The sequence below is a fragment of the Prochlorococcus marinus str. MIT 0918 genome (assembly GCF_027359415.1).
GTDB lineage: Bacteria > Cyanobacteriota > Cyanobacteriia > PCC-6307 > Cyanobiaceae > Prochlorococcus_E > Prochlorococcus_E marinus_C.
This window is the reverse complement of sequence record NZ_CP114780.1, coordinates 1,331,119-1,351,601: the sequence shown is the minus strand read 5'-3', so window position 1 is coordinate 1,351,601 and position 20,483 is coordinate 1,331,119. Positions and strand designations below refer to the sequence as shown.

The window sequence follows — 20,483 nt, the reverse complement described above, 5'->3', positions numbered from 1 at the left end:
AATTAACATGAATCAAAAAAATAATTTAGCAGAAATAACCAGAAAAGATTTTGCTCTTTTTTCAGATATCAATAATCTACAGACAAATTTAATTTATTTAGATCATGCCGCAACCAGTCAAAAGCCAAAACAAGTAATTGATAAATTAATACATTATTACCAATATGAAAATGCAAATGTTCATCGAGGAGCACATCAATTAAGTGCTAAAGCTACTGAAGCTTTTGAAGAAGCTAGGCAAATAACATCTGACTTCATTCAAGCAAAATCCAATAGAGAAATTATTTTCACACGTAATGCAACAGAAGCTATAAATCTAGTAGCAAACTCTTGGGGAAGCTCACAACTAAAAGAAGGCGATGAAATCTTAATTACTTTAATGGAACACCATAGCAATATTGTTCCATGGCAAATTCTTGCAGAAAAGAAAAAGTGCAAACTTAGTTATATAGGACTAACAGATACTGGAGAGCTAGATATTAATGATTTACGTCTTAAAATCAATGAAAAAACTCGTCTGGTAAGTTTACTTCATATAAGTAATACACTAGGAACCTGTAATCCTATTCAAACAATTACTGAAATTGCTCACAGTGCAGGAGCATTAGTATTACTTGATGCATGTCAAAGTCTCGCACATAAAGAAATAAATATCAATGAATTAAATATAGATTTTTTAGCTGGATCTTCCCATAAAATTTGTGGCCCAACTGGTTGTGGTTTCTTGTGGGCGCGAGAAGAAATATTAGAAATAATGCCACCTTTCCTAGGTGGTGGAGAAATGATCCAAGATGTTTCCCTTTATAAAAGCAACTGGGCAGACTTACCATTTAAATTTGAAGCAGGGACACCGGCGATTGGAGAAGCAATTGCAATGGGCGAAGCTATTAAGTATCTTCAAAACATAGGTTTAAAGAATATTAGTGCTTATGAAAAAGAACTAACTGAATATCTTTTTAACAAGTTGGAAAAAATCGAGGGTATTAAAATTTTAGGTCCATCACCAATTCAACAAGAAAATAGAGGCTCATTAGTAACTTTTTCTATAGATGGTATACATTCAAATGATTTATCTGAGTTGCTAGATCTTAATAATATTTGTATTAGAAGTGGACACCACTGTTGCCAACCTCTGCATAAATATTATGGTTTAAATTCATCTGCTCGTGCTAGTCTTAGCTTTACAACAACGAAAAAAGAAATAGATTTATTTTCTAAAGAACTTGTTAATTCGATTTCATTGTTAAGAAAACATTCTTAAATTCCTAAATGATTAACAAAGAATTTTTCAGTAAGAGTTAGAACCTTAATATTACTAGATGCTTCTTTAAAACCATGTCCTTCGTTTGGAAAAGTATGAAGTTCAACAGGAACACTTTTTCTTTTTAGCTTAAGAGAAAAATTAGTTATCTGATCTAATTGAATAACCTTATCTTCTAAACCATGGAAGATAATAACTGGACTATTAATTTGATCAATATTATTAATTGGAGAACGACTTTTGTATTCCTTATTATTGACTGAAAAAGTACCTAATAAATAATCTAAATAATTCTCCTCAAAGCGATGGGTTGATTTTTGCATGGCTAATAAATCACTAACAGGGTATTTACATGAAGCTGCTTTGAAAATAGGGAACAAGGATAAACAACTTAAAGCTGTAAAACCTCCTGCGCTAGAACCTTCAATCGCAATATATTCTTTATCTACTTTACCTAAACGTATGAGTTCCATCGTTGCTAAATAACAATCAAAAACATCTGTTCTACCCCATTCTGCTTTTAGACGATCACGATAACATCTCCCAAATCCAGTGGATCCTCCATAATTTACATCTAAAACTGACCAGCCTCTAGAAGTCCAAAATTGAATAGATAAATTTAACCCTCTAGAGGCCATTGCTGTGGGACCACTATGAATTTTAAGTAATAGCGGTTTCTTTTCAGAAATCTCTCGAGATGGTGGATAAAACCAAGCATGAGTCAATTTTGAGTTATAACCTTTAAACCAAATAGATTCTCCTACACTAATTTGATTATCCACTAAAGCTATAGGTCTACTTTTTAATTGATGATTCCAATTCTTATTAGTTAAATCAACTTCCAAAATAATCGGTTCTTGGAAAGAATTACTAGCAACCATAACTCCCCTACCTTGATTAACATCCAAATATGCAAGATCATCAAAAGGTAAATTAATTTTTTCAACAGTTCCGTTTGGCTGCATAAAATTAAGATTCCATTGAGATTCCTTACAACTTAAAGCTAAAATTAGACCATCAGAACAAGATATTGTCGACATTCCTGCAACCCATTGAGGCATAGCAGTTTCAGCTTTTACATCCCAAGTCTTTTTGTATTTCTCAATTAATTCATTAATAATATCTACCTTTAATAACTTTAGATTCCACCATCCATTACTATCATCAGAGACTAATAAATGATAATTATCCAACCAAATTGGTTGAAAAACTGATAAGGGATTTGAAGATGAACTTTTAATCAATGATTTGATTAAATTAAAATCTCCTGACTTTGATAAAGAAGCTGCCATCAGATCACTTTGATCCCAAGGCATAAAAGGTTCTTTCCACTCCACCCATGCTAATTGCATGTTGTCAGGACTTAACTTTGGATATCCTAAAAATCCCAATGCTTCATATATAATTCTTGGATTCTGAAATTCTTTTTCCAAAGATAAAGTCACTAAATAATCTCTTCCTTCTCTTTCCATCAACCCTAACCAAAGCATCCTTTTTAGATCAATTAAACCATCTCCAAAGAATGATTGATCTTTTTTTGAAATACATAATGGCTCATTAATCGGAATTAATTGAGAGTCATTAAATGGAGAGATATCATTAATTCCTTCCCATATTTGTGACCATAAACACCCAGTAGAATCTTCTACCCAAACTAAAAGCAACCTATCTAAATAACAGGCAGCTGCCAAAGCACCACCACCATAGCCATGAACTCGACTTCTTATATTCCAAGGAGAAGGTGTTAACTCTTGCGGGGTAACGCCAAGTTGACCCCAAGGTCTTGCGAGAACTGTTGTTCGACCTGAGTCATTAGTTCTTTGCTCTTGCCAAACTACCCATTTACCTAAAATTTTAGGTTCTTTAGGCTTTGGAGAACAACTAACCACACTTGCAGCATTTAATGGATGATTGTGAATTATTTCACTGTTAGAAACTTGTTTATCTCTGAATGTCATACGAAAATTTTCTAATAGTTCCTAAAATAGGTAAAATAAATCATCTTGAAATCAATCCTCCTTGGCTAGAAGTTTTACACAACTTGCTATTAATGCTGAAAAGAAGAGGACTTCTCTTGCTATATCAAAGAAGCCAATAGATAAACCTGAACTGCAAATCCACACTCTTGGAAATTCTGCCCTTCGGCAAAATGCTCAGCGAATTAGCAAAGTAGACTCAAGCGTTAGAGAATTGGTAAAAAAAATGCTACATAGCATGTATTCTGCCAAAGGTATTGGGCTTGCTGCACCTCAAATAGGAATTCAACAGCAATTATTAGTTATTGATTTAGACATTGAAGACTCAACTTCTCCTCCAATGGTATTCATTAATCCTGAAATAACCGATTTTAGCGCATCAATAGATACTTATGAGGAAGGTTGTTTAAGTATTCCAGGAGTATATTTAAATGTTATTAGGCCTTCATCAATAAAAGTGAATTACAGGGATGAAATGGGGCGGCCAAAAAAACTAAATACGGACGGCCTATTATCAAGATGTATTCAACATGAAATGGACCATTTAAACGGTGTACTTTTTGTTGATAGAGTTACTAATAGTCAAGACCTTAAACAAGAACTGAAAGAAAATGGATTTAATGAAAAAGATGTTTTAGCAATAACATAAAATAAACTAGTTTGAATGATTTAAATGGCTATTAATAATTTCATAATGAAAATTTTTAATAATTAAAATTAACAAATATGGTTCTTAATTACAAAGTTAATTAATCACTATTCACGTTAGAATCTTAGAAAGAAAAGCAACATTCAATTATGACCCAAGAAACAGTTTTCAGCCAAATTATCAAAGGAGAAATACCTTGTGATGAGGTTTATAGCGATGAACAATGCCTAGCATTTCGCGATATTCAACCACAAGCACCTGTTCATATACTAATTATCCCTAGAAAGCCTCTAAAGAGTATTAAGGATGCAGAAGTGGAAGACAAAGAAATGCTTGGTCATTTACTGCTAGTTTCTGCACAAATAGCTCAACAAGAAGGTTTAAAAGATTGGCGAACAATTATTAATACAGGTTCTGAAGCTGGTCAAACCGTCTTTCACTTGCATATACATGTAATTGGAGGAAGAAAATTAACTTGGCCTCCTGGATAATTCTAGCGTTACAAAATAAACTAATGATCAGAGAATTTGATGAGAATTTGAAGCTTTTTCAGATTAATCTGGCTATTAACAATATAATTGGATCTATTGTATTTTTGCATAAATAAAAGCTTATGGTATTGCTATGAATGAAAAAACTATTGCTAATAATAAAAGGTTTCAAGATCAGCTAACAAGTTTAAGAAAATTAGCTCAGCCTTTTTTTCTACCACTTGAACAAAGCAGTGGATGGAATTTTATATGGCTTCTAATTTCATTACTATTTTGTGTGGGTGGCCTAGTACTGTTTTTTTTAACTACTTTAATACAAATCTTTGAAAGACTACAACCCATTCTGTTAGAAAAATATTTTGGAGGAGTCGTTGGAACAGTTGAATTTATATGGGAAAGTTGGTGGGGGGTTTTCTTTATAGGGATCTTTCTTATTGGAAGCTTAAATTTTTTCAACTTTAGACATCAATTAAGAAATAAAAGATGGGTTCATTGGGTTCTATTAGGTGTAATTGTATTAATGCTTTTAGCTGTAAATGGAATAAATGCTGGTATTGGTTTTATAGCTAGAGATTTAACAAATGCTTTAGTAGAAAAACAAGAGACAGGATTTTATAGAATTTTAGGAATCTATGCTTGTTGCTTTGCTATAGCATTACCCATTCGGGTCTCTCAAATATTTTTTACTTATAAACTTGGCATTATTTGGAGAGAATGGCTTTCCAACAGTCTGATATCAGATTATATGAAAAATAAAGCCTATTATATTCTCAATCCAAATGATGAAGAAGCAACGGATGTAGACAATCCAGATCAAAGAATTACAGATGATACTAAAGCATTTACAGGTCAAAGTTTGTCTTTCACATTAGGTATCTTCGATGCTTTTCTTACTTTCTCACTTAATATAATTATCTTATGGACTATAAGTAAAACACTTACCTTATCTCTTTTTGGATATGCAGCTTTTGCAACAAGTGTATTAATTATCGCAGGGAAGAATTTAGTAAGAATTGATTTTGATCAACTTAGATTCGAAGCTGATTTTAGATATGGTTTAGTTCATATTAGAGATAACGCTGAATCAATTGCTTTTTATTCTGGAGAAGAACCTGAGAAAGCTGAGACCAACAGAAGGCTTAATGAAGTCGTTGAGAACTTTAATCTTCTGATTATATGGAGAGTAATTATTGATGTAATGAGAAGATCCATTAATTATGCGGGTAATTTCTTTCCTTATTTAATTATGGCAATCCCTTATTTTGCAGGTGAAATTGATTATGGAAGATTCATTCAAGCAAGTTTTGCTTTCAGCATGGTAGAAGGATCTTTATTCTTTGTTGTTAATCAAATTGAAGAATTAGCTAAATTCACTGCTGGCATTAGCAGATTAGAAGGATTTCAATCACAAGTTGAAACCATTAGTAAAAAAACTGAAGAACCTTTTAAAAATTCATACTTATCAAATCAATCAATCTTAATTAAAAATGCAAACCTTTATCCACCTGGTAATAATAAACCAATAATTAATGATTTAAGTTTAAGTATTAATCAAAATGATAGCTTATTAGTTGTAGGGCCTTCAGGTTGTGGAAAAACATCTCTTTTGAGAATGATTAGTGGCTTATGGCAGCCTGCTAATGGGACAGTTGAACGGCCAAAAACAGGTGATCTTTTATTTATTCCTCAAAAACCTTATATGATTTTAGGCTCATTAAGGGAGCAACTTTGTTATCCAACTGATCAAGATAAATTTAGTGATGAGCAACTTAAATCAGTTCTCAATGAAGTCAATCTTTCCTCACTAATCAAGCGTTATCCTGATCTAACTATTAAGCAAGATTGGCCAAGAATCCTCTCGCTAGGGGAACAACAAAGATTGGCATTTGGTAGATTACTTTTAAATTCTCCAAGATTTGCAGTTTTAGATGAAGCAACTAGTGCTTTAGATATAAATACAGAAGAGCACTTATATAGTTTGTTAAAGAAAAGAGATCTTGCTGTCATTAGTGTTGGGCATAGGCCAACACTAATCGACTTTCACGAATCAATCCTGAAGCTATCAGGAGATGGTTCATGGAGTCTCAATTCATCATCCAACTACGAGTTCAATAGAGAGTAATTTCCCTTTTATGACATCCAACAATTCAGAATTATCACAAGTGGAATCTTCCAACAAAAATGCTCAAGAAAAAATTGAGCGCAATAAGAAGATTAACGAAACGCCTAGTGCAACTACTACAGATATTCCTTCATTTGGTTGGAGTGGATATGCAGAAAGAGTTAATGGTCGTTTTGCAATGATTGGTTTCACAGCAATTTTGCTAATAGAAACTTTTAGTCATTCAGGCTTTCTCCATTGGGCTGGATTAATTCCTTAATTGAAGTTTGCTTAAGGTGAATAAGCTTTCTAATCATCAAACCTTGAAGAGTTATCTCGTGGTCTAGAACGTTGCCTTGTATTCGAATTAGAAGAAGGTCTCCCTGAGCGTTGAATATTTTGATTAGATTTAAACTTGTCTGAACTATCACTCTGAACACTTCGTCTGCGTAATGATGGAGAGTTAGGAGAAGAAAACGCAGCATCTTCAGCTTTATCAGAAATAGGGTTTCCTTTAGGAGCAGAATATCTATCTGCAGTTGATTTAAAATCTCTTTCATTTCTTCTCATACCTTCATTTCTTCTAATACCTTCATTTCTTCTAATACCTTCATTTCTTCTCATACCTTCATTTCTTCTAATGCCTTTAGGAGATTGTGATGAATCATTTCTGGGTCTTGAAGTTTGAGTATTAGCTCGAGGCCTACTTCCTCGTTTACCTTCTTGACGAACTGTTCTGCGCTCACCAAAGGTCGATCGGCTTCCAATCTCGTCCTCAGTTTTATCATTTTGAAATCTGGCCATGCGTCTAGAAGCAATTCCATCATCTCTCATAGAATCCCTCTGAGATCTCATTCTTCTGCTAGCAGCCTGTTCAGGAATTGCTGGTCTAGCAGTTCTTCTAGACCGATAAAAATCTTCTTCTTCTTCCTCATAATCTTGTTCATCTCTACCTGAGAAACGACGATTTATGGGCTCTTCCTGAAATTGTTCAAAATCGTCGCCTCTTCTAGATCTAAATCCTGAATTGGGAATAGGGTTAGAATCCAATTCATCATCAAAATAGGATGATCTCCTAGCTTGATCAGTAGCAATTCCTCGAAGGCGAACACTCTCATAAGCAAAGAAAACTGTAGTGCCAGCTAACAAAAATTGTCCAAATTGCAGAATGGGATCTAATCGCCATCCCTGGAAAAACAATATGCCTCCACACAGCAAACCAATTGCTGCAAAAAAAACATCGTAATCGCGAGCAAGTGCTGGCTTAAAGGATCGTAAGAAATAAAGGCCTCCGCCACATATGGCCAAGGCAATCCCTACAATGCTGGCCCAATTCAGACTGGCATTGACCAAAGTAAAACTCCACGAAAAAATCCATAAGTGAAATAGAAAACTACGTCACTTGTTTTCAGTCTAAGAAATAAGCAGGAATTGCCTAGCCCTAGCCTTTACCTATTTCGTTGAAGTTGATCTTTCTGAGAAACCCAAAGCAAAGCAAATGCAGCAGGAACAACAATCAAGGCACCAGCAGCTAAAAAGCTGCCAATCATGCCTACAGCTGAGTTAGTCGCAGCCTGACTTGAGACAGAAGCACCGAAAATTAGATTTGACAAAATAAAAGCCATTACAGCGCTTATAAAAGCAAAAACATAATAATCTTACGAAGTAAAAGCATCTTTATACGATAGATGCACAGATGCTTAGAGCTTTGTGACGCCAATCATGATAGAAAAACTCCCAATCATCCATTTCTTAATGGGTTTTCTTTTAGCTGGATGGAGTCTGACCTTCTTGATGAGAATAGTCCTTACCTGGTATCCACAAGTCAATGTCAGTAAAGGATTTTGGGTTTTCTTTTACCTTCCTACTGAAGTGTTTTTAGCACCTACACGTCGTTGTATTCCACCAATCGGTGGGGTTGATATTACGCCAGTTATTTGGTTCGGTGTAATTACTCTTATTAGAGAATTATTAGTTGGGCCTCAAGGAATAATTGCTCAAATAGTTATCAAACAAACAATGCAAGCATAATTAAAAACCTTTTTCAATCAGATCATTTCCTGCTCTACAAATTTTGTATGAACATCACCTTTCAAAAACTCATCCCGATCAAGTAATTGCAAGTGAAAATCTATGGTGGTGGGTATCCCAGTAACAGCACATTCATTCAAAGCTCTCTTCATTCTTTTTAAAGCAGTTTCACGATCACGACCCCAAACTATTAATTTTCCAATCAAAGAATCATAAAAAGGTGGTATGTCATATCCAGTATATACATGGCTATCAACTCTTACTCCAGGTCCTCCCGGGGGCAACCAGCCAGTAATTCTGCCTGGAGAAGGTCGGAAATTATGTTGTGAATCCTCTGCATTAATCCTACATTCAATAGCATGGCCTCTGAGTTGGATTTCTTGTTGAGAGCAAAGAAGACGTTCCCCGCCAGCAATTCGAAGTTGTTCTGCCACTAAATCAATTCCTGTAACCATTTCAGTTACAGGATGCTCAACCTGAATACGTGTATTCATTTCCATAAAATAAAAATTTCCTGAACGATCAAGCAAAAACTCAACTGTGCCAGCACCTTCATAATCAATACTTTTTGCCGCTGAAACTGCAGCCTCTCCCATACGAATTCTTAAACCGTCATCCAAGGCAGGGCTTGGAGACTCTTCTAATAATTTTTGATGTCTCCTTTGAATCGAACAATCTCTTTCTCCAAGGTGAACAACATTACCAAAACTATCTGCCAAAATCTGTACTTCAACATGCCTTGGTCTTTCAATAAATTTTTCCATGTATAAACCAGAATTTCCAAATGCAGCTTCTGATTCACCTTGAGCAGCCTTGAAAAGCTCTTCAATAGATTCAGAGCTATTAACTAATCTCATACCTCTTCCACCGCCGCCTGCAGTGGCCTTAATCATGACTGGATAACCCATTTCACTTGCTAATGATGCAGCTTCTTCCCAGTTCGCCAATAATCCTTCACTCCCAGGCACCGTTGGCACTCCTACCTTAACCATAGTGGATTTAGCAGTTGCTTTATCCCCCATTGATCTAATTGCATGTGGGGAAGGACCAATAAAAACAATGCCATGGTCTTTACATATTTCTGCAAAACGATCATTTTCAGCCAAAAAACCATACCCAGGATGAATTGCATCTACACCACGTGAAGTTGCAGCAGCCAAAATATTTGGAACATTTAAATAGCTTTTATTACTTGGAGAATCCCCGACGCATACAGCTTCATCAGCAAGTTGGACATGCAAAGCATTTCTATCGGTAGTGCTATAAACAGCAACTGTTGCAATGCCTAATTCTCTACAACTACGTAGAATTCTTAAGGCAATCTCGCCACGATTAGCAATTAGGACTTTGCCTAGAGACACTATTGCAATTACTAGATAAAACGATCGTATCAGTGCTTAGCCCCATACTTTAAAAAAGCGATACGGTATATGATCAACTTTGACTTAGTTTCAAACTTTGTTTCAACTGCGGATGTGGTGGAATTGGTAGACACGCACGTCTAAGGAGCGTGTGGCTTCGGCCTTGCGAGTTCAAGTCTCGCCATCCGCATAATTAAAAACCTTGACTTCCATAAGACCTCCTACAGATCACAAACCTGCTCAAGTAGTGGTGATTATTTCTAATGGACCAGGTGAACTAACAACATGGGTTAAACCCCTAGTCGAGAGCTTACATAATCAATTAGCAATGAGACCTTGCGAAAAATTTGCCAGAATTAGCCTTAGGCTAGTTCTAGTTCCCTGTCCAAATGCAACGGGAAACGAACAAAAGGCCGCTGAAAGTTGGAATAAGTTCGAAACAATTACTTCAGCTAAAAATTTCTGGAACCTGATCTTTAATCCTAAAAAATATGGCTTTTGGCCAAATCAAGGTGTGGTTGTCTTTTTAGGGGGCGATCAGTTTTGGAGTGTTCTACTCTCCGCAAGACTTAAATATAAAAATATTACTTATGCCGAATGGAAAGCAAGATGGCCTTTTTGGAATGATCGAATTGCGGCAATGTCTCCCCAAGTCAAACAACTTCTGCCCAAAAAACTGAAACAACGTTGCGTTGTCGTAGGAGATTTAATGGCAGATCTTCAAAAAGAAGCTAAAAATAATAATCCTCTTCCAAAAGGTAAATGGATAGCAATCTTACCTGGATCAAAAAAAGCTAAGCTTTCAGTTGGAATACCATTCTTTTTAGAAGTTGCAGATCATTTATTGAGAGAAGTACCATTCTGCAATTTCATTATTCCAATAGCACCAACAACAAGTATTAAAGAAATAATATATTTTAGTGGTTTAAATAATCCTATTTCGAAACAATATAATTCTAAAATAAAAAATATAGAACAGGCTACGGGAAAACTGCCATGGAAAAAACTAATCACTAATCAAGAAACTAAAATATATTTAATTGAGGAACATCCTGCTCATGAATTTATAAGTCAATGTGATTTAGCCTTAACTACAATTGGAGCAAACACCGCGGAGCTAGGAGCACTTGGGACACCAATGATTGTTGTTGTACCTACACAACATCTACATGTAATGGAAGCATGGGACGGTCTGCTTGGAATTATTGCAAGACTCCCTATACTAAAATGGTTCTTAGGCCTACTTATTGGGCTTTGGAGATTAAGAAAAAGAAATTATATGGCCTGGCCAAATATAAGTGCTAAAAAGATGATTGTTCCTGAAAGAATTGGCAAAATTAATCCTATAGAAATAGCAATAGAGGCAAAAGGATGGTTATCTTCTCCTAAAAGATTAAAAGGGCAAAAAGAGGATTTAAGAGCTCTAAGAGGTGAAGAAGGAGCTATAACAAAAATGACAGAAGAAATTATAAATCTACTAGAAAATTAAAAAAATTCATAAGGGGTATTATTCTCGCTATTTCTTTTAAAAAGTAATTGAATCTCTTTACCATGGATCTTCGATATCATTAGAATTAGATAATTTATCATAATTAATATCATCTTGTTCTTCTCTCTTTATTTTAATTGGTTCAACATCTAAAGGATCTTCTAAGTTTTTAATTGCCTTTCGATTACTGGCTCTATTTCTTCCTTTAGAGAAATTTGAGGTCAAATCAGAAGTACTTTGAGAAGAATAATTTTCTTCCTGAGGCTCTAATTGATTATCTTGTTCAGGATAAGAATCTGCAAAATCAGAATTATTTGATCGAGGAAAATCTTCTAAATAACGTGCTTGTTTACCATAACTTTTTCTTTCATCTTCTAATTCAACATATTCCAACTCTTGCTCTTCCTCTTCCTGTTGCTCTTGCTCTTCCTCAATCACACTTATATCTTCGGAAGCTGATAAAAACTTTTGATTTTGCTCAAGTTCTTCCCCTGCAGTGAGTTGGTTTTCTACAGGCACTAAATTAACTTTATAACGCTCTCTTTCTCTTTCGTCCCATGAAGAACCACCAACTCCAATTTTTTCAAGCAAACCACTACTTAACTGCTTTAATTTCTCTTCAGCACCTTCATAAACAATTATTCGATCAGCACCACTACTAACAATCTCGTTTACTGGAATCTCCCAAGTGCTCAAAACACCTTCTCCCAAAAGTGGTACACCCATTGCTCCCATGACCAAACTAATTAATTCTCCCGTTTCAATATCAAAGGAGAAACCTAAAACTCTGCCCAATTGTTCTCCAGATTCAGTGATTACCTGACAATTAATAACTTTGCTATATCTCTCAGGAGTAAAGTCTTCACTTAAAGAATCGACAGAATCAACAAGTATTACATCCCCAACTTGACGAATACGTTCCAAGAGCATCCATTTAGGTAATCCAGGTAAAAATCTAGTTAGAGGATTATCTCTTAAACCAAGTGCTACAACTTCTCTTCGATCAATATCTACAACAACTTCACCAACCACACCTAAGCGTCGTCCTGTATCGCGAGTAATTACTTGAGTCCCCATTAATTCTGAACGAAGCCAGAGTCTTTCACTAGGGACCATTTCACCTAAATCGTTTGGAAATTGTGTGTTTGTCAAACTAGAGATTTAGATTTGAACTGTTCTATTCATTTTGACGCATAAACTGCTCAGATACATATCAAGCTGCCAAAGGCAAACCAATCACTTGGGTATTTGCCCCCCTCGCCTGAGTTACACCAATAGTTCTTGAAGCTGCACCAATCATTGGTCTACGATGACTTACAACCATAAACTGAGCATTTTCAGATTGACTTGAGATTAAAGAAGATAATCTTTCAACATTGACACCGTCTAGAAAACTATCTACTTCATCTAACGCATAAAACGGAGAAGGTCTAAAGCGTTGTAATGCAAATAAAAAACTTAGTGCTGTTAATGATTTTTCACCTCCTGACATGGCTGCTAAACGTCTTACAGGCTTACCTTTAGGATGAGCTACTAATGTCAAACCTCCTTCTAAAGGATTCTCATTATTTTCTAATTGAAGATGACCATCACCATCTGACAAACTGCCAAAAATCTCACGAAAATGTCCATCAACTGCTTCAAAAGCTTCCATAAAAGCTTCTTGCCGAAGTGTTTCAACTGTTTCAACACGAAGTAATAATTCTGAACGCTCTTCTGTCAAAATTTCCAATCTTTCAACTAAATCCTGAAGACGAACCTCTAATTTCTCAAGTTCTTCCAAAGCAAGCATATTGACAGGTTCTAAAGATTCAATCTTTTCTTGCAAGCTCTCTATTTGTTTTTGGAGACTTTCCAATCCTTCATCTCTAATTTCTTGAGAAATTTCAGGTAAAGGATCAGGCAAAACTCTCTCTAATTCTTTGAGGCGAATCTCACCACTACGCAACTGTTCATCAATAGCTTCAATCTCTTCATGCAAACGTTCTAATTTCCATTCAAAATTTTGAAATTTTTGTCTCTTATTAGCCAAATCAAGCTCGGCAGCATCTCTAGCGCGTCTTTTTTCTCCAAAACTTTCTTCAAGCTCTTTCTTTTGAAACTCTAATTTGTCTCGTTTTTTACTAAGACCTTGTTTTTCTTCTCGCCATTTTTGATGTTGCGCGGCCAACAAATTAATAGCATCTTGCAATCTCGTTTCTTCTTCCAAGAGCGCTTTTTGCTGACCATCAAGTCTTTCAATAGCTAACTCTTCATAACGTTGTTGATGAATCAAACTATCTCTCTCTTCTTTCGCTTTGGAAAGAGCTGTTTCAGCAACTTGAAGCTCTTGCTGTAACTTATGAATATTAATATTACGTTCATCTGCTTGAGGTATATTTTCTTTTGCATCTAATTCTTTTAAATGTTGTAAATATGGTTCAATCTCATTTGTAAGTGAAGTAAAACGAGTTTGATATTCTTCTTTAGACTTTCTCAAAATATTATAACGATCTAATTGTTCATTTTGTCTATTTATCAAAGGACCATTTGAACGTTTAAATGCAGAGCGCTGAGCATCCAAAGAAGCTTGTTTTTGTTCTAAGGATTTTAACTTGGGTCTCTCTTGATTAAGGGAGTTGATTAATCTATTTTCCTCACTTCTAGACTTAACCAAAGTTTCACCAAGTTCAAGTAATCTTTTTCTTAAAGGTTCTATATCATCAGAATCATTAGTTAAACCAAAACTTAAAGAACTAGCTCTATGCAAGAAACTTCCTCCTGTCATAGCACCACTCTTTTCAAGTAATTCCCCAGCAAGAGTGACAGATCTAAATGACCCTAAATGTGTACGCGCTGAGTGTAAGTTATTAAAAACGAAGGTCTCACCAAAAACATATTGAAAAACCTTTTTATAAATAGTTTCAAACCTAATTAGATCAATAGCTCTACCTAAAAATCCATTTTTTGGATTATCAGATAAACTTGGTCTCTCAAAAACACTTTTAACAGATGAAGCACTTTTAAGTTTATTTAATGGTAAAAAAGTCAATCTACCTGCTTTACGCTTTTTCAGTACTTCAATAGCTTGTGATGCAATCAAATCGCTTTCTACAACTACATGACTAATCCTTGCTCCAGCAGCAACCTCAAGAGCAAGTCGATGCTGATTATCAACTTCACCTAGATGAGCTACTGGTCCATATATTCCATCTAAGCCTGATTCTAAAAGTAATTTTAATGCACCTGTACCTCTACTTTCTTGTAAAGTGTCTCTTCTGCTTTCTAATCGCGCAATTTCTTTTTCGAGTTTAGTTTGATCATTTTCCAAACGTAAACGAGTGCGCTGTTGAACAGAAAGTTCAGAAGAATATTGGTCGATATCTTTTTGCTGGCTTTCAATCATTTTTAAAATTGAATTCCATTCATTTTCAAGAATGGCTAATTCTTTATTTAATTTTTTATTCTCTATTAAATCTCTATCTTGATCGATTTTAAGTTCCTCCAATCTTTCATTAACTTGTATCAATCTTTCTTTTAGTTGCTGACTTTCTTCTTGCAGTGGCTTCAACTTTACTTCAATTTTTTGTCTTATTAAATTTCTTTCTTTATATTTTTCGACCCATTCTCCAGAACGTCCTGCTACATCAGTTAATCTTCTCCGAGATGACTCAACAGCTGCTTGAGAAACTTTTACATTATTTTGAGCATTATCAATGTTTTCAGAAGACAATTGCTTAGTCTTTTTTAAACTATCTTCTTTAACTTGCTGTTGTAAATTTTTTAAATTTTGTCTTTTCACCTGAAGGGCTTCACCTTCATCCTTATGTTTAATAGCCTGTCGATCAAGTTCTCTAGATTGACTATCTAAACCTGCTATCTGAGCCTGAATAGAAATTAATTTATCTTCTCCTAATGACTTAACTTCCTTTTGTAATTCTTTTAATTTCAGATCTGATTTATGTAACTCTTGTTGATATTCTTCAATACGTTTCTGATCAGATACTTCTCTATCAATTAAATCTTTTTGATGTAACTTTAATTCTTTTAAATCTTGTTTAGCTAATTCAAAAATCAAAACAGATTCTTGTTTTTTAACTAATTGATATTGCTCTTTAAGTTCCTTATAAAGGCGAGCTTTCTCACAATCTTTTTCCAAGCGTTGCTTTGAAGTAAGCAACTCTTGTTCAACTATTCTACATCTTTCCTGTCTTTCATACACATCATCAAGTTTTAAACGTGCCTGATCTATGCGACTATCAAATAAAGCGACCCCAGCAAGTTCATCAATTAATCCTCTTCTATCTTTATTACTCATAGAAACTACACGAGTAACATCTCCTTGCATGACAACATTGCTACCTTCAGGATCAATTCTTAGCCGCCTTAATTGAGTTTGCAGTTGCTGTAAATTACAAGTTTCTCCATCAGAACTATATGTAGAGCTATAAGAGCCTCCAGGCATTACTCTCAAACGCCTAGTCACTATCCATTCCTTTTGACCAGTCTTAATCCAAGGTCCCTCTTCAGATTGTTCCAATCCGTCTTCAGCTGAGTCAGGCACCCAATCTCTAAGATCAAATTTCACACTTACTACTGTCTCTGCAGATTTCCCTGCTCGTAAAACAGCACTATTAACTAAATCAGGTAATCTTTCTGCTCTCATGCCTTTACTATTTGATAAGCCAAGACAAAAAAGAACACCATCAAGAATATTACTTTTACCAGAACCATTAGGCCCAGTAACAACAGTAAAACCTTCCTGAAGGGGGATAGACATAGAACCCCCAAAGGACTTGAAATTTGTTAGGTCTACTTGATTGATGTAAACCAACAGAACGAAGACTCTTGAAAGCAAACTTTAGCGAAACTTCTCAGAAGCTCAAGTGAAAATAGTTAAATGAAATCGAATCAAGAAGAAACAAACAGCTGACAAAAAGTATTTGTTAATAGCAAATTGCCTTGCAGAGTGTTCCCCTGAATTCTTATTGAGGTAGAAAGATCTTGATTCTGAGGTAAATAACCATAATAAAAACCTCTATCAACACATTTTGCCCATCCACGGTTTCCTGATACAGGAGATTCATTCCTGTTTAGCCAATAAAGTTGATGGGGGCTCGTTTTAATAGCACCAACATGAGGACCATCAGGCAAAGGAATACTCTCAAGACGCCAAGTTCGACAAAAATTTGCATCTTCTAATAACAAATCAAAATGTAAACCTTCAAGTGAATCTTTTAAAAGAGTGTGTTCTAGAAGCACCCATCTTTTCTTCAAAATTAGTTTCCTTAGTCTATTTAAAAATTAATTCTAAACTGAAAAAAGTATTGAATTAAATTTTTTAACTTGCTCTTCAAAGGAAATCTAAAGTCAAATTTAGTATTAGTAGGGAGAAATCGAATTATACAGTCCAAATCTATACACAATATTCCTAATAACTCTATTCATTAATCTGAAGCCATGTCCAAAACACTAGAATCTCTTTAAAGAGCTAAAAGCTCAATAAAGTTGGGATTCTAGATATCAAAACCAATTTTATTTTGATTATTTAATCAGTAGGGACAAATCTCAACGCAATCAATAACAAGCTACCAGCACCTGCAATTGATGCAAGAACTAAACCCAAATCGGTAGGAATGGTATTGGACGCAAAATACATTGCTGACAACCCGACGTCCATAATGACTAAAACAGTTACACAAGACCTTTAGCACTAGAAGCCTTCATATAGCAATAATTGTAAGCAAAGACGACGTCTGAATGTTATTAAATCAAAAGGAAACTCTAATCAGATTCTGTATATAGCTCAATTTATGGGTATTTTTCTATTTCTACTCTCAATATTGATTTGAAAAAATGAACCTTAAAAAGGGTTCCCTTGAGTCCAAGAGCTCATTAGTCTTTATATAGCCGTTTGGAAACCATGGAATCAGAGAATTCCGAATCCTGCGAAGCACAGGCATCAGTTGAAACTAAATTACCTGAACAGCAAAACCTTTCAAATCAGTGGTTTAGTGATCAATTTGATGAATTATTGCCAAAAATTCAAGAAGAATGGCCTGATCTAGCCAAACAAACTCTTGAGGCAACAAGAGGCAGCTTTGATGAACTGGTTAAAGTAATCTCACTTCATTCAGGAATAACGTCAACAGGGGTAATAGATCAACTTGAAAATCTATTCAACACTGCAAGTGATCACACCAAAAATATTGCTGAAAGTCTTGAACCAATAGAAAAACAATTAGAAGATCTTTTAGATGAACTAAATGACTCACTAAGACCCCGTATTGAGACACCCGTAAGAAAACGACCATTACTAGCAATTGGCATTGCTGCAGGTATTGGTGTTGTATTAGGAATACTGTTATCAGGAGGGAAACGAGGTTAATGACAGATTTTCAACAACGCTCTAAGGGATTTGGAGCAGCAGCTCGTGTAACTGCTCTTGCCAGTTCAATAATGGATCTTCATGTCCGAATAGCACTACAAGAAGTGGATCGTGAAAAAAGAAGACTAATTAGTGGTGGTATTTTCCTTGCTATGGGAGGGATATTGATGCTCTTTTCATTATTAGGCATCCAAATAATTACAATTATATGGATGCAAAGCAGCTTCAATTTCTCTTTACCATCTGCCCTCTTCATACTTGCTTGTATTGATTTGGCTCTGGCTGGTATCAGTCTTCGTTTAGGAGGACATCTAACTAAAGGTCCTTATCTTCCAGAAACATTAGAAGGAATATCAAAAACGACTAAAGCAGTACTGGGAAAAACCTAATGAATTTTATAATGTAAAAATCGACAATCAATACCTCCATTACTTATAGGAAAACGTCTCTCACTTTTCATACCTAAAAACTGACTTAATGCTGGATTGCCATTTAGCATCCAAAAGTCCCATCCTGAGGCTTTCTTTTTAAGAAATTGACCTAAATCATGATAAACAACTTCTAAGTCTGTTTTATTCCCTAGTCGTTCACCATAAGGCGGGTTGCAAATAATTACTCCAGGTTCGCTAGGAAATTCCAAATCTTTAAAATGAGAAGTTTGTATAGTAATTTCTTTTTCCAAACCTGCTTTCATAATATTTAATTGGGCTTGATTAGCTATCTTCAAGTTATTTTCACAACCAAGAAATTTAGGTAACTTTTTATAGGGTGAAAAAAGTTTTTTTGCAAATCTCTTTTCAGAATTCCAAAGATTTTGATCAAAATCAGGCCAATTTTGAAAGAGAAATGACTGTTCAATGCCAGGTGCAATACCCCTAGCAATAGATGCAGCCTCAAGTAAAAATGTTGCTGATCCACATAATGGGTCAACTAATGTTAATGAATCATTCCAATTAGAGATTTGAATTAATCCTGCAGCAAGATTCTCTTTCAAAGGTGCAATCCCAACTTGAGATTTATAACCACGTCGATGAAGACTAGTAGAGGAAGTAGCTAAACTTAGAATTGCATAGTTAGAAGAAAGATATAAATGAATACAAAAATCTGGAGAATCTAAGTTAACATTTGATCTCTCACCCCACAATTCTCTTTGCAAATCTATAATCGCATTTTTTACTTGTAAAGCTGTAAAATGTGTATGATTTAATTCATTCTTAAAACCTGAAACATCTACTCTAAAAGTTTTTGAAGGATTTAAAAAAGAAGACCAATCACATGCATGTTGAACCCCTGAATAAAGAGAATATTTATCATTGCAAAAAAATTGAGCAATCTCTCTTAAAAATCTAAATGGTAATCTTGATTGAAGATTAATTCGATAAAAGCATGCTAAATCTAAACTTAAGCTAATACTCCCTCTACTCTTTTTTTCTATTTGAGCGCCAAGACTGCTTAACTCTATACAAGCAGCTTCCTCTAGCCCATGTGGAACAATAGCTACAACCTTCATATCCCTTAGGATTCAAATCAAAAGAAAATCTAATAATTTATTTTTACTCAATATTAATAGCTAGTGAAAATCTGTAAGAATAAATATGTTCATTTTTAATGAACTAGGTGATTCACACCAGTATCTCGGACAGCGGTTCGATTCCGCTCAGCTCCATATCTCGGGGCTGCAATGGTTTCGACGGGTTACGAGGAGTATGACTGAAACCTGCTCGGTCAGAGCAAAACCATAAATGCTAACAAAATCGTTAGTTTCTCTCGTCAAACAGCCCCTGTTGCTGCTTGACCCTTAAGAGGGATGGGGTGAGTTCAGCCTTATCAACCAAATGATCCTAGGGGGTGAAATGCCCCCACATTTCACCAAAAATTGATCGAAGTCAAATCACTGCAATAGAAGCAATTAACCCTCTAAGAGGGATTTAATAAATTATTTATATCATTAGAGATACGACTAGTAATTCTTGGAATAACTTCATTTTTAGAATGAAATTTCTGCGAAATAATATAATTATTTTTCATAGAATCAAGACGGGATGAATAATCGTCTTCAGTTATATCTTCTAATATTTTTGTTAATTGATCTTGAGTCTCAAAACAAATCACACCATTCATATCAAACCAATCAGATAAGTTTGGGCATCCATAATAAATAGGAACTGTATAAGAAGCAAAACAATCAATTATTTTTTCTGTGAAATAATTAGATTGTTTACAATTCTCAACGGCTATATGAAATTTAGAAGATTGAAAAAAATAATTTCTATCTGCAAGGAATGGGGGTGATTGATGTAAAATGTAATTGAATGGATTTGAAGGCTTATAAATTAGAAGTTGTTTATATATTTCTTGCCTTAGTCGTTGTCCGGTTGTTTTCTTCTTTTTACTAGTGACAAAAGAAATAAAATTATCTTTTTTAATATTTAATGAATTAAAGTTTAACCATGACGTACCATACTCAAATAAATAAGCTGAATCAAATGAATTAATAATATCATTATCAGTTGTATAAATAAAATCAAATATATTACCTTTTTTTAATACCTTTTGCTTGAGCCTAGGGAGGACCTCTGAAGGTTCAACTAAATAAAGTATTTTAAAATCTGCATTTCTCTTGTGTTTTACCTTGTCTATTGAAATACTAACATCGTAATTATCAAAATCTGGTAGTTTTAGAGCCCAGGGCTTCCATACATCTAAGATATCATCACCCCATGGGTTCCACAGTGGGTAAATCCAATGAGACATAAC

The 20,483-nt window shown here is 34.8% G+C and carries 19 protein-coding genes and 1 tRNA gene; 10 read left to right on the top strand and 10 right to left on the bottom strand.

Going from position 1 to position 20,483, the window contains the following annotated elements; translation table 11 throughout:
• Positions 1 to 7 precede the first annotated feature (7 nt).
• On the top strand, positions 8 to 1,261 hold the full coding sequence (locus tag O5636_RS07290) for a SufS family cysteine desulfurase (protein ID WP_269622148.1): 1,254 nt from the start codon (positions 8 to 10) through the stop codon (positions 1,259 to 1,261).
• On the opposite strand, the gene O5636_RS07285 is transcribed toward O5636_RS07290, so the two are convergent.
• On the bottom strand, positions 1,258 to 3,219 hold the full coding sequence (locus O5636_RS07285; RefSeq protein WP_269622147.1) for an alpha/beta hydrolase family protein: 1,962 nt from the start codon (positions 3,217 to 3,219) through the stop codon (positions 1,258 to 1,260). The genes O5636_RS07290 and O5636_RS07285 overlap by 4 nt on opposite strands.
• Positions 3,220 to 3,280: 61 nt before the next feature.
• Between O5636_RS07285 and def the strand changes: the two genes are divergently transcribed.
• The 4 genes from def to O5636_RS07265 all read left to right on the top strand — a co-directional run bounded on the left by def (position 3,281) and on the right by O5636_RS07265 (position 6,758).
• On the top strand, positions 3,281 to 3,886 hold the full coding sequence (gene def, locus O5636_RS07280) for a peptide deformylase (RefSeq protein ID WP_269622146.1): 606 nt from the start codon (positions 3,281 to 3,283) through the stop codon (positions 3,884 to 3,886).
• Positions 3,887 to 4,035: 149 nt separating this feature from the next.
• Complete coding sequence (locus tag O5636_RS07275) at positions 4,036 to 4,377, top strand: histidine triad nucleotide-binding protein (RefSeq protein WP_269622145.1); 342 nt, start codon at positions 4,036 to 4,038, stop codon at positions 4,375 to 4,377.
• A 133-nt stretch (positions 4,378 to 4,510) separates the two neighbouring features.
• The gene (locus O5636_RS07270) at positions 4,511 to 6,499 is read left to right on the top strand and encodes an ABC transporter ATP-binding protein/permease (protein ID WP_269622144.1); all 1,989 of its coding nucleotides are present in this window, start codon (positions 4,511 to 4,513) and stop codon (positions 6,497 to 6,499) included.
• A 10-nt stretch (positions 6,500 to 6,509) separates the two neighbouring features.
• Positions 6,510 to 6,758: a chlorophyll a/b-binding protein gene (locus O5636_RS07265; RefSeq protein WP_269622143.1), complete on the top strand. Its 249-nt coding sequence runs from the start codon at positions 6,510 to 6,512 to the stop codon at positions 6,756 to 6,758.
• Positions 6,759 to 6,787: 29 nt separating this feature from the next.
• On the opposite strand, the gene O5636_RS07260 is transcribed toward O5636_RS07265, so the two are convergent.
• Positions 6,788 to 7,831, bottom strand: a complete 1,044-nt coding sequence (locus O5636_RS07260) for a Ycf66 family protein (RefSeq protein WP_269622142.1) — start codon at positions 7,829 to 7,831, stop codon at positions 6,788 to 6,790.
• A gap of 95 nt (positions 7,832 to 7,926) precedes the next feature.
• Positions 7,927 to 8,103 (bottom strand): photosystem II reaction center X protein, encoded by a 177-nt coding sequence (psbX, locus tag O5636_RS07255; protein WP_269622141.1) that lies wholly within the window; start codon positions 8,101 to 8,103, stop codon positions 7,927 to 7,929.
• A gap of 97 nt (positions 8,104 to 8,200) precedes the next feature.
• Here psbX and O5636_RS07250 point away from each other — a divergent pair, with 97 nt between their 5' ends.
• Complete coding sequence (locus O5636_RS07250) at positions 8,201 to 8,509, top strand: YggT family protein (RefSeq protein ID WP_269622140.1); 309 nt, start codon at positions 8,201 to 8,203, stop codon at positions 8,507 to 8,509.
• Between the two features lie 17 nt (positions 8,510 to 8,526).
• Here O5636_RS07250 and accC read toward each other — a convergent pair whose 3' ends face one another.
• Positions 8,527 to 9,870 (bottom strand): acetyl-CoA carboxylase biotin carboxylase subunit, encoded by a 1,344-nt coding sequence (gene accC / locus O5636_RS07245; RefSeq protein WP_269622139.1) that lies wholly within the window; start codon positions 9,868 to 9,870, stop codon positions 8,527 to 8,529.
• 108 nt (positions 9,871 to 9,978) lie between these two features.
• Between accC and O5636_RS07240 the strand changes: the two genes are divergently transcribed.
• Positions 9,979 to 10,060 (top strand) — tRNA-Leu (locus tag O5636_RS07240).
• A gap of 12 nt (positions 10,061 to 10,072) precedes the next feature.
• On the top strand, positions 10,073 to 11,359 hold the full coding sequence (locus O5636_RS07235; protein ID WP_269622138.1) for a glycosyl transferase: 1,287 nt from the start codon (positions 10,073 to 10,075) through the stop codon (positions 11,357 to 11,359).
• Positions 11,360 to 11,416: 57 nt separating this feature from the next.
• Here O5636_RS07235 and O5636_RS07230 read toward each other — a convergent pair whose 3' ends face one another.
• The 4 genes from O5636_RS07230 to O5636_RS07215 form a co-directional block, all read right to left on the bottom strand.
• Entirely contained in the window at positions 11,417 to 12,511 is a 1,095-nt protein-coding gene (locus tag O5636_RS07230; protein ID WP_420063761.1) for a PRC-barrel domain-containing protein, read from the bottom strand.
• Between the two features lie 61 nt (positions 12,512 to 12,572).
• Entirely contained in the window at positions 12,573 to 16,172 is a 3,600-nt protein-coding gene (smc, locus tag O5636_RS07225; RefSeq protein WP_269623554.1) for a chromosome segregation protein SMC, read from the bottom strand.
• Between the two features lie 77 nt (positions 16,173 to 16,249).
• Positions 16,250 to 16,615, bottom strand: coding sequence for a hypothetical protein (locus tag O5636_RS07220; RefSeq protein WP_269622137.1), 366 nt, complete (start codon positions 16,613 to 16,615; stop codon positions 16,250 to 16,252).
• A gap of 271 nt (positions 16,616 to 16,886) precedes the next feature.
• Positions 16,887 to 17,018, bottom strand: coding sequence for a hypothetical protein (locus tag O5636_RS07215; RefSeq protein ID WP_269622136.1), 132 nt, complete (start codon positions 17,016 to 17,018; stop codon positions 16,887 to 16,889).
• Positions 17,019 to 17,261: 243 nt separating this feature from the next.
• On the opposite strand from O5636_RS07215, the gene O5636_RS07210 reads away from it, so the two are divergent.
• Together O5636_RS07210 and O5636_RS07205 are read left to right on the top strand one after the other, a co-directional pair.
• The gene (locus O5636_RS07210) at positions 17,262 to 17,726 is read left to right on the top strand and encodes a DUF883 family protein (RefSeq protein WP_269622135.1); all 465 of its coding nucleotides are present in this window, start codon (positions 17,262 to 17,264) and stop codon (positions 17,724 to 17,726) included.
• Positions 17,726 to 18,115, top strand: coding sequence for a phage holin family protein (locus tag O5636_RS07205; protein WP_269622134.1), 390 nt, complete (start codon positions 17,726 to 17,728; stop codon positions 18,113 to 18,115). Before O5636_RS07210 ends, O5636_RS07205 begins: the two co-directional genes overlap by 1 nt.
• Here the strand turns inward: O5636_RS07205 and O5636_RS07200 are convergent.
• Both O5636_RS07200 and O5636_RS07190 read right to left on the bottom strand, forming a co-directional pair.
• Complete coding sequence (locus tag O5636_RS07200; RefSeq protein ID WP_269622133.1) at positions 18,112 to 19,236, bottom strand: THUMP domain-containing class I SAM-dependent RNA methyltransferase; 1,125 nt, start codon at positions 19,234 to 19,236, stop codon at positions 18,112 to 18,114. The two genes, O5636_RS07205 and O5636_RS07200, sit on opposite strands and share 4 nt — an antisense overlap.
• Positions 19,237 to 19,643: 407 nt before the next feature.
• The gene (locus O5636_RS07190) at positions 19,644 to 20,480 is read right to left on the bottom strand and encodes a glycosyltransferase family 10 domain-containing protein (RefSeq protein WP_269622132.1); all 837 of its coding nucleotides are present in this window, start codon (positions 20,478 to 20,480) and stop codon (positions 19,644 to 19,646) included.
• Positions 20,481 to 20,483: the final 3 nt, after the last annotated feature.

What these genes read in the sequence shown, in the direction of transcription:
- O5636_RS07285 (WP_269622147.1), bottom strand. Translation starts at nt 3,219, where the DNA reads ATGACATTCAGAGATAAACAAGTTTCTAACAGTGAAATAATTCACAAT.
- O5636_RS07275 (WP_269622145.1), top strand. Translation starts at nt 4,036, where the DNA reads ATGACCCAAGAAACAGTTTTCAGCCAAATTATCAAAGGAGAAATACCT.
- O5636_RS07265 (WP_269622143.1), top strand. Translation starts at nt 6,510, where the DNA reads ATGACATCCAACAATTCAGAATTATCACAAGTGGAATCTTCCAACAAA.
- O5636_RS07200 (WP_269622133.1), bottom strand. Translation starts at nt 19,236, where the DNA reads ATGAAGGTTGTAGCTATTGTTCCACATGGGCTAGAGGAAGCTGCTTGT.
- O5636_RS07250 (WP_269622140.1), top strand. Translation starts at nt 8,201, where the DNA reads ATGATAGAAAAACTCCCAATCATCCATTTCTTAATGGGTTTTCTTTTA.
- O5636_RS07290 (WP_269622148.1), top strand. Translation starts at nt 8, where the DNA reads ATGAATCAAAAAAATAATTTAGCAGAAATAACCAGAAAAGATTTTGCT.
- O5636_RS07210 (WP_269622135.1), top strand. Translation starts at nt 17,262, where the DNA reads ATGGAATCAGAGAATTCCGAATCCTGCGAAGCACAGGCATCAGTTGAA.
- O5636_RS07215 (WP_269622136.1), bottom strand. Translation starts at nt 17,018, where the DNA reads ATGGACGTCGGGTTGTCAGCAATGTATTTTGCGTCCAATACCATTCCT.
- O5636_RS07270 (WP_269622144.1), top strand. Translation starts at nt 4,511, where the DNA reads ATGAATGAAAAAACTATTGCTAATAATAAAAGGTTTCAAGATCAGCTA.
- O5636_RS07205 (WP_269622134.1), top strand. Translation starts at nt 17,726, where the DNA reads ATGACAGATTTTCAACAACGCTCTAAGGGATTTGGAGCAGCAGCTCGT.
- O5636_RS07190 (WP_269622132.1), bottom strand. Translation starts at nt 20,480, where the DNA reads ATGTCTCATTGGATTTACCCACTGTGGAACCCATGGGGTGATGATATC.
- psbX (WP_269622141.1), bottom strand. Translation starts at nt 8,103, where the DNA reads ATGGCTTTTATTTTGTCAAATCTAATTTTCGGTGCTTCTGTCTCAAGT.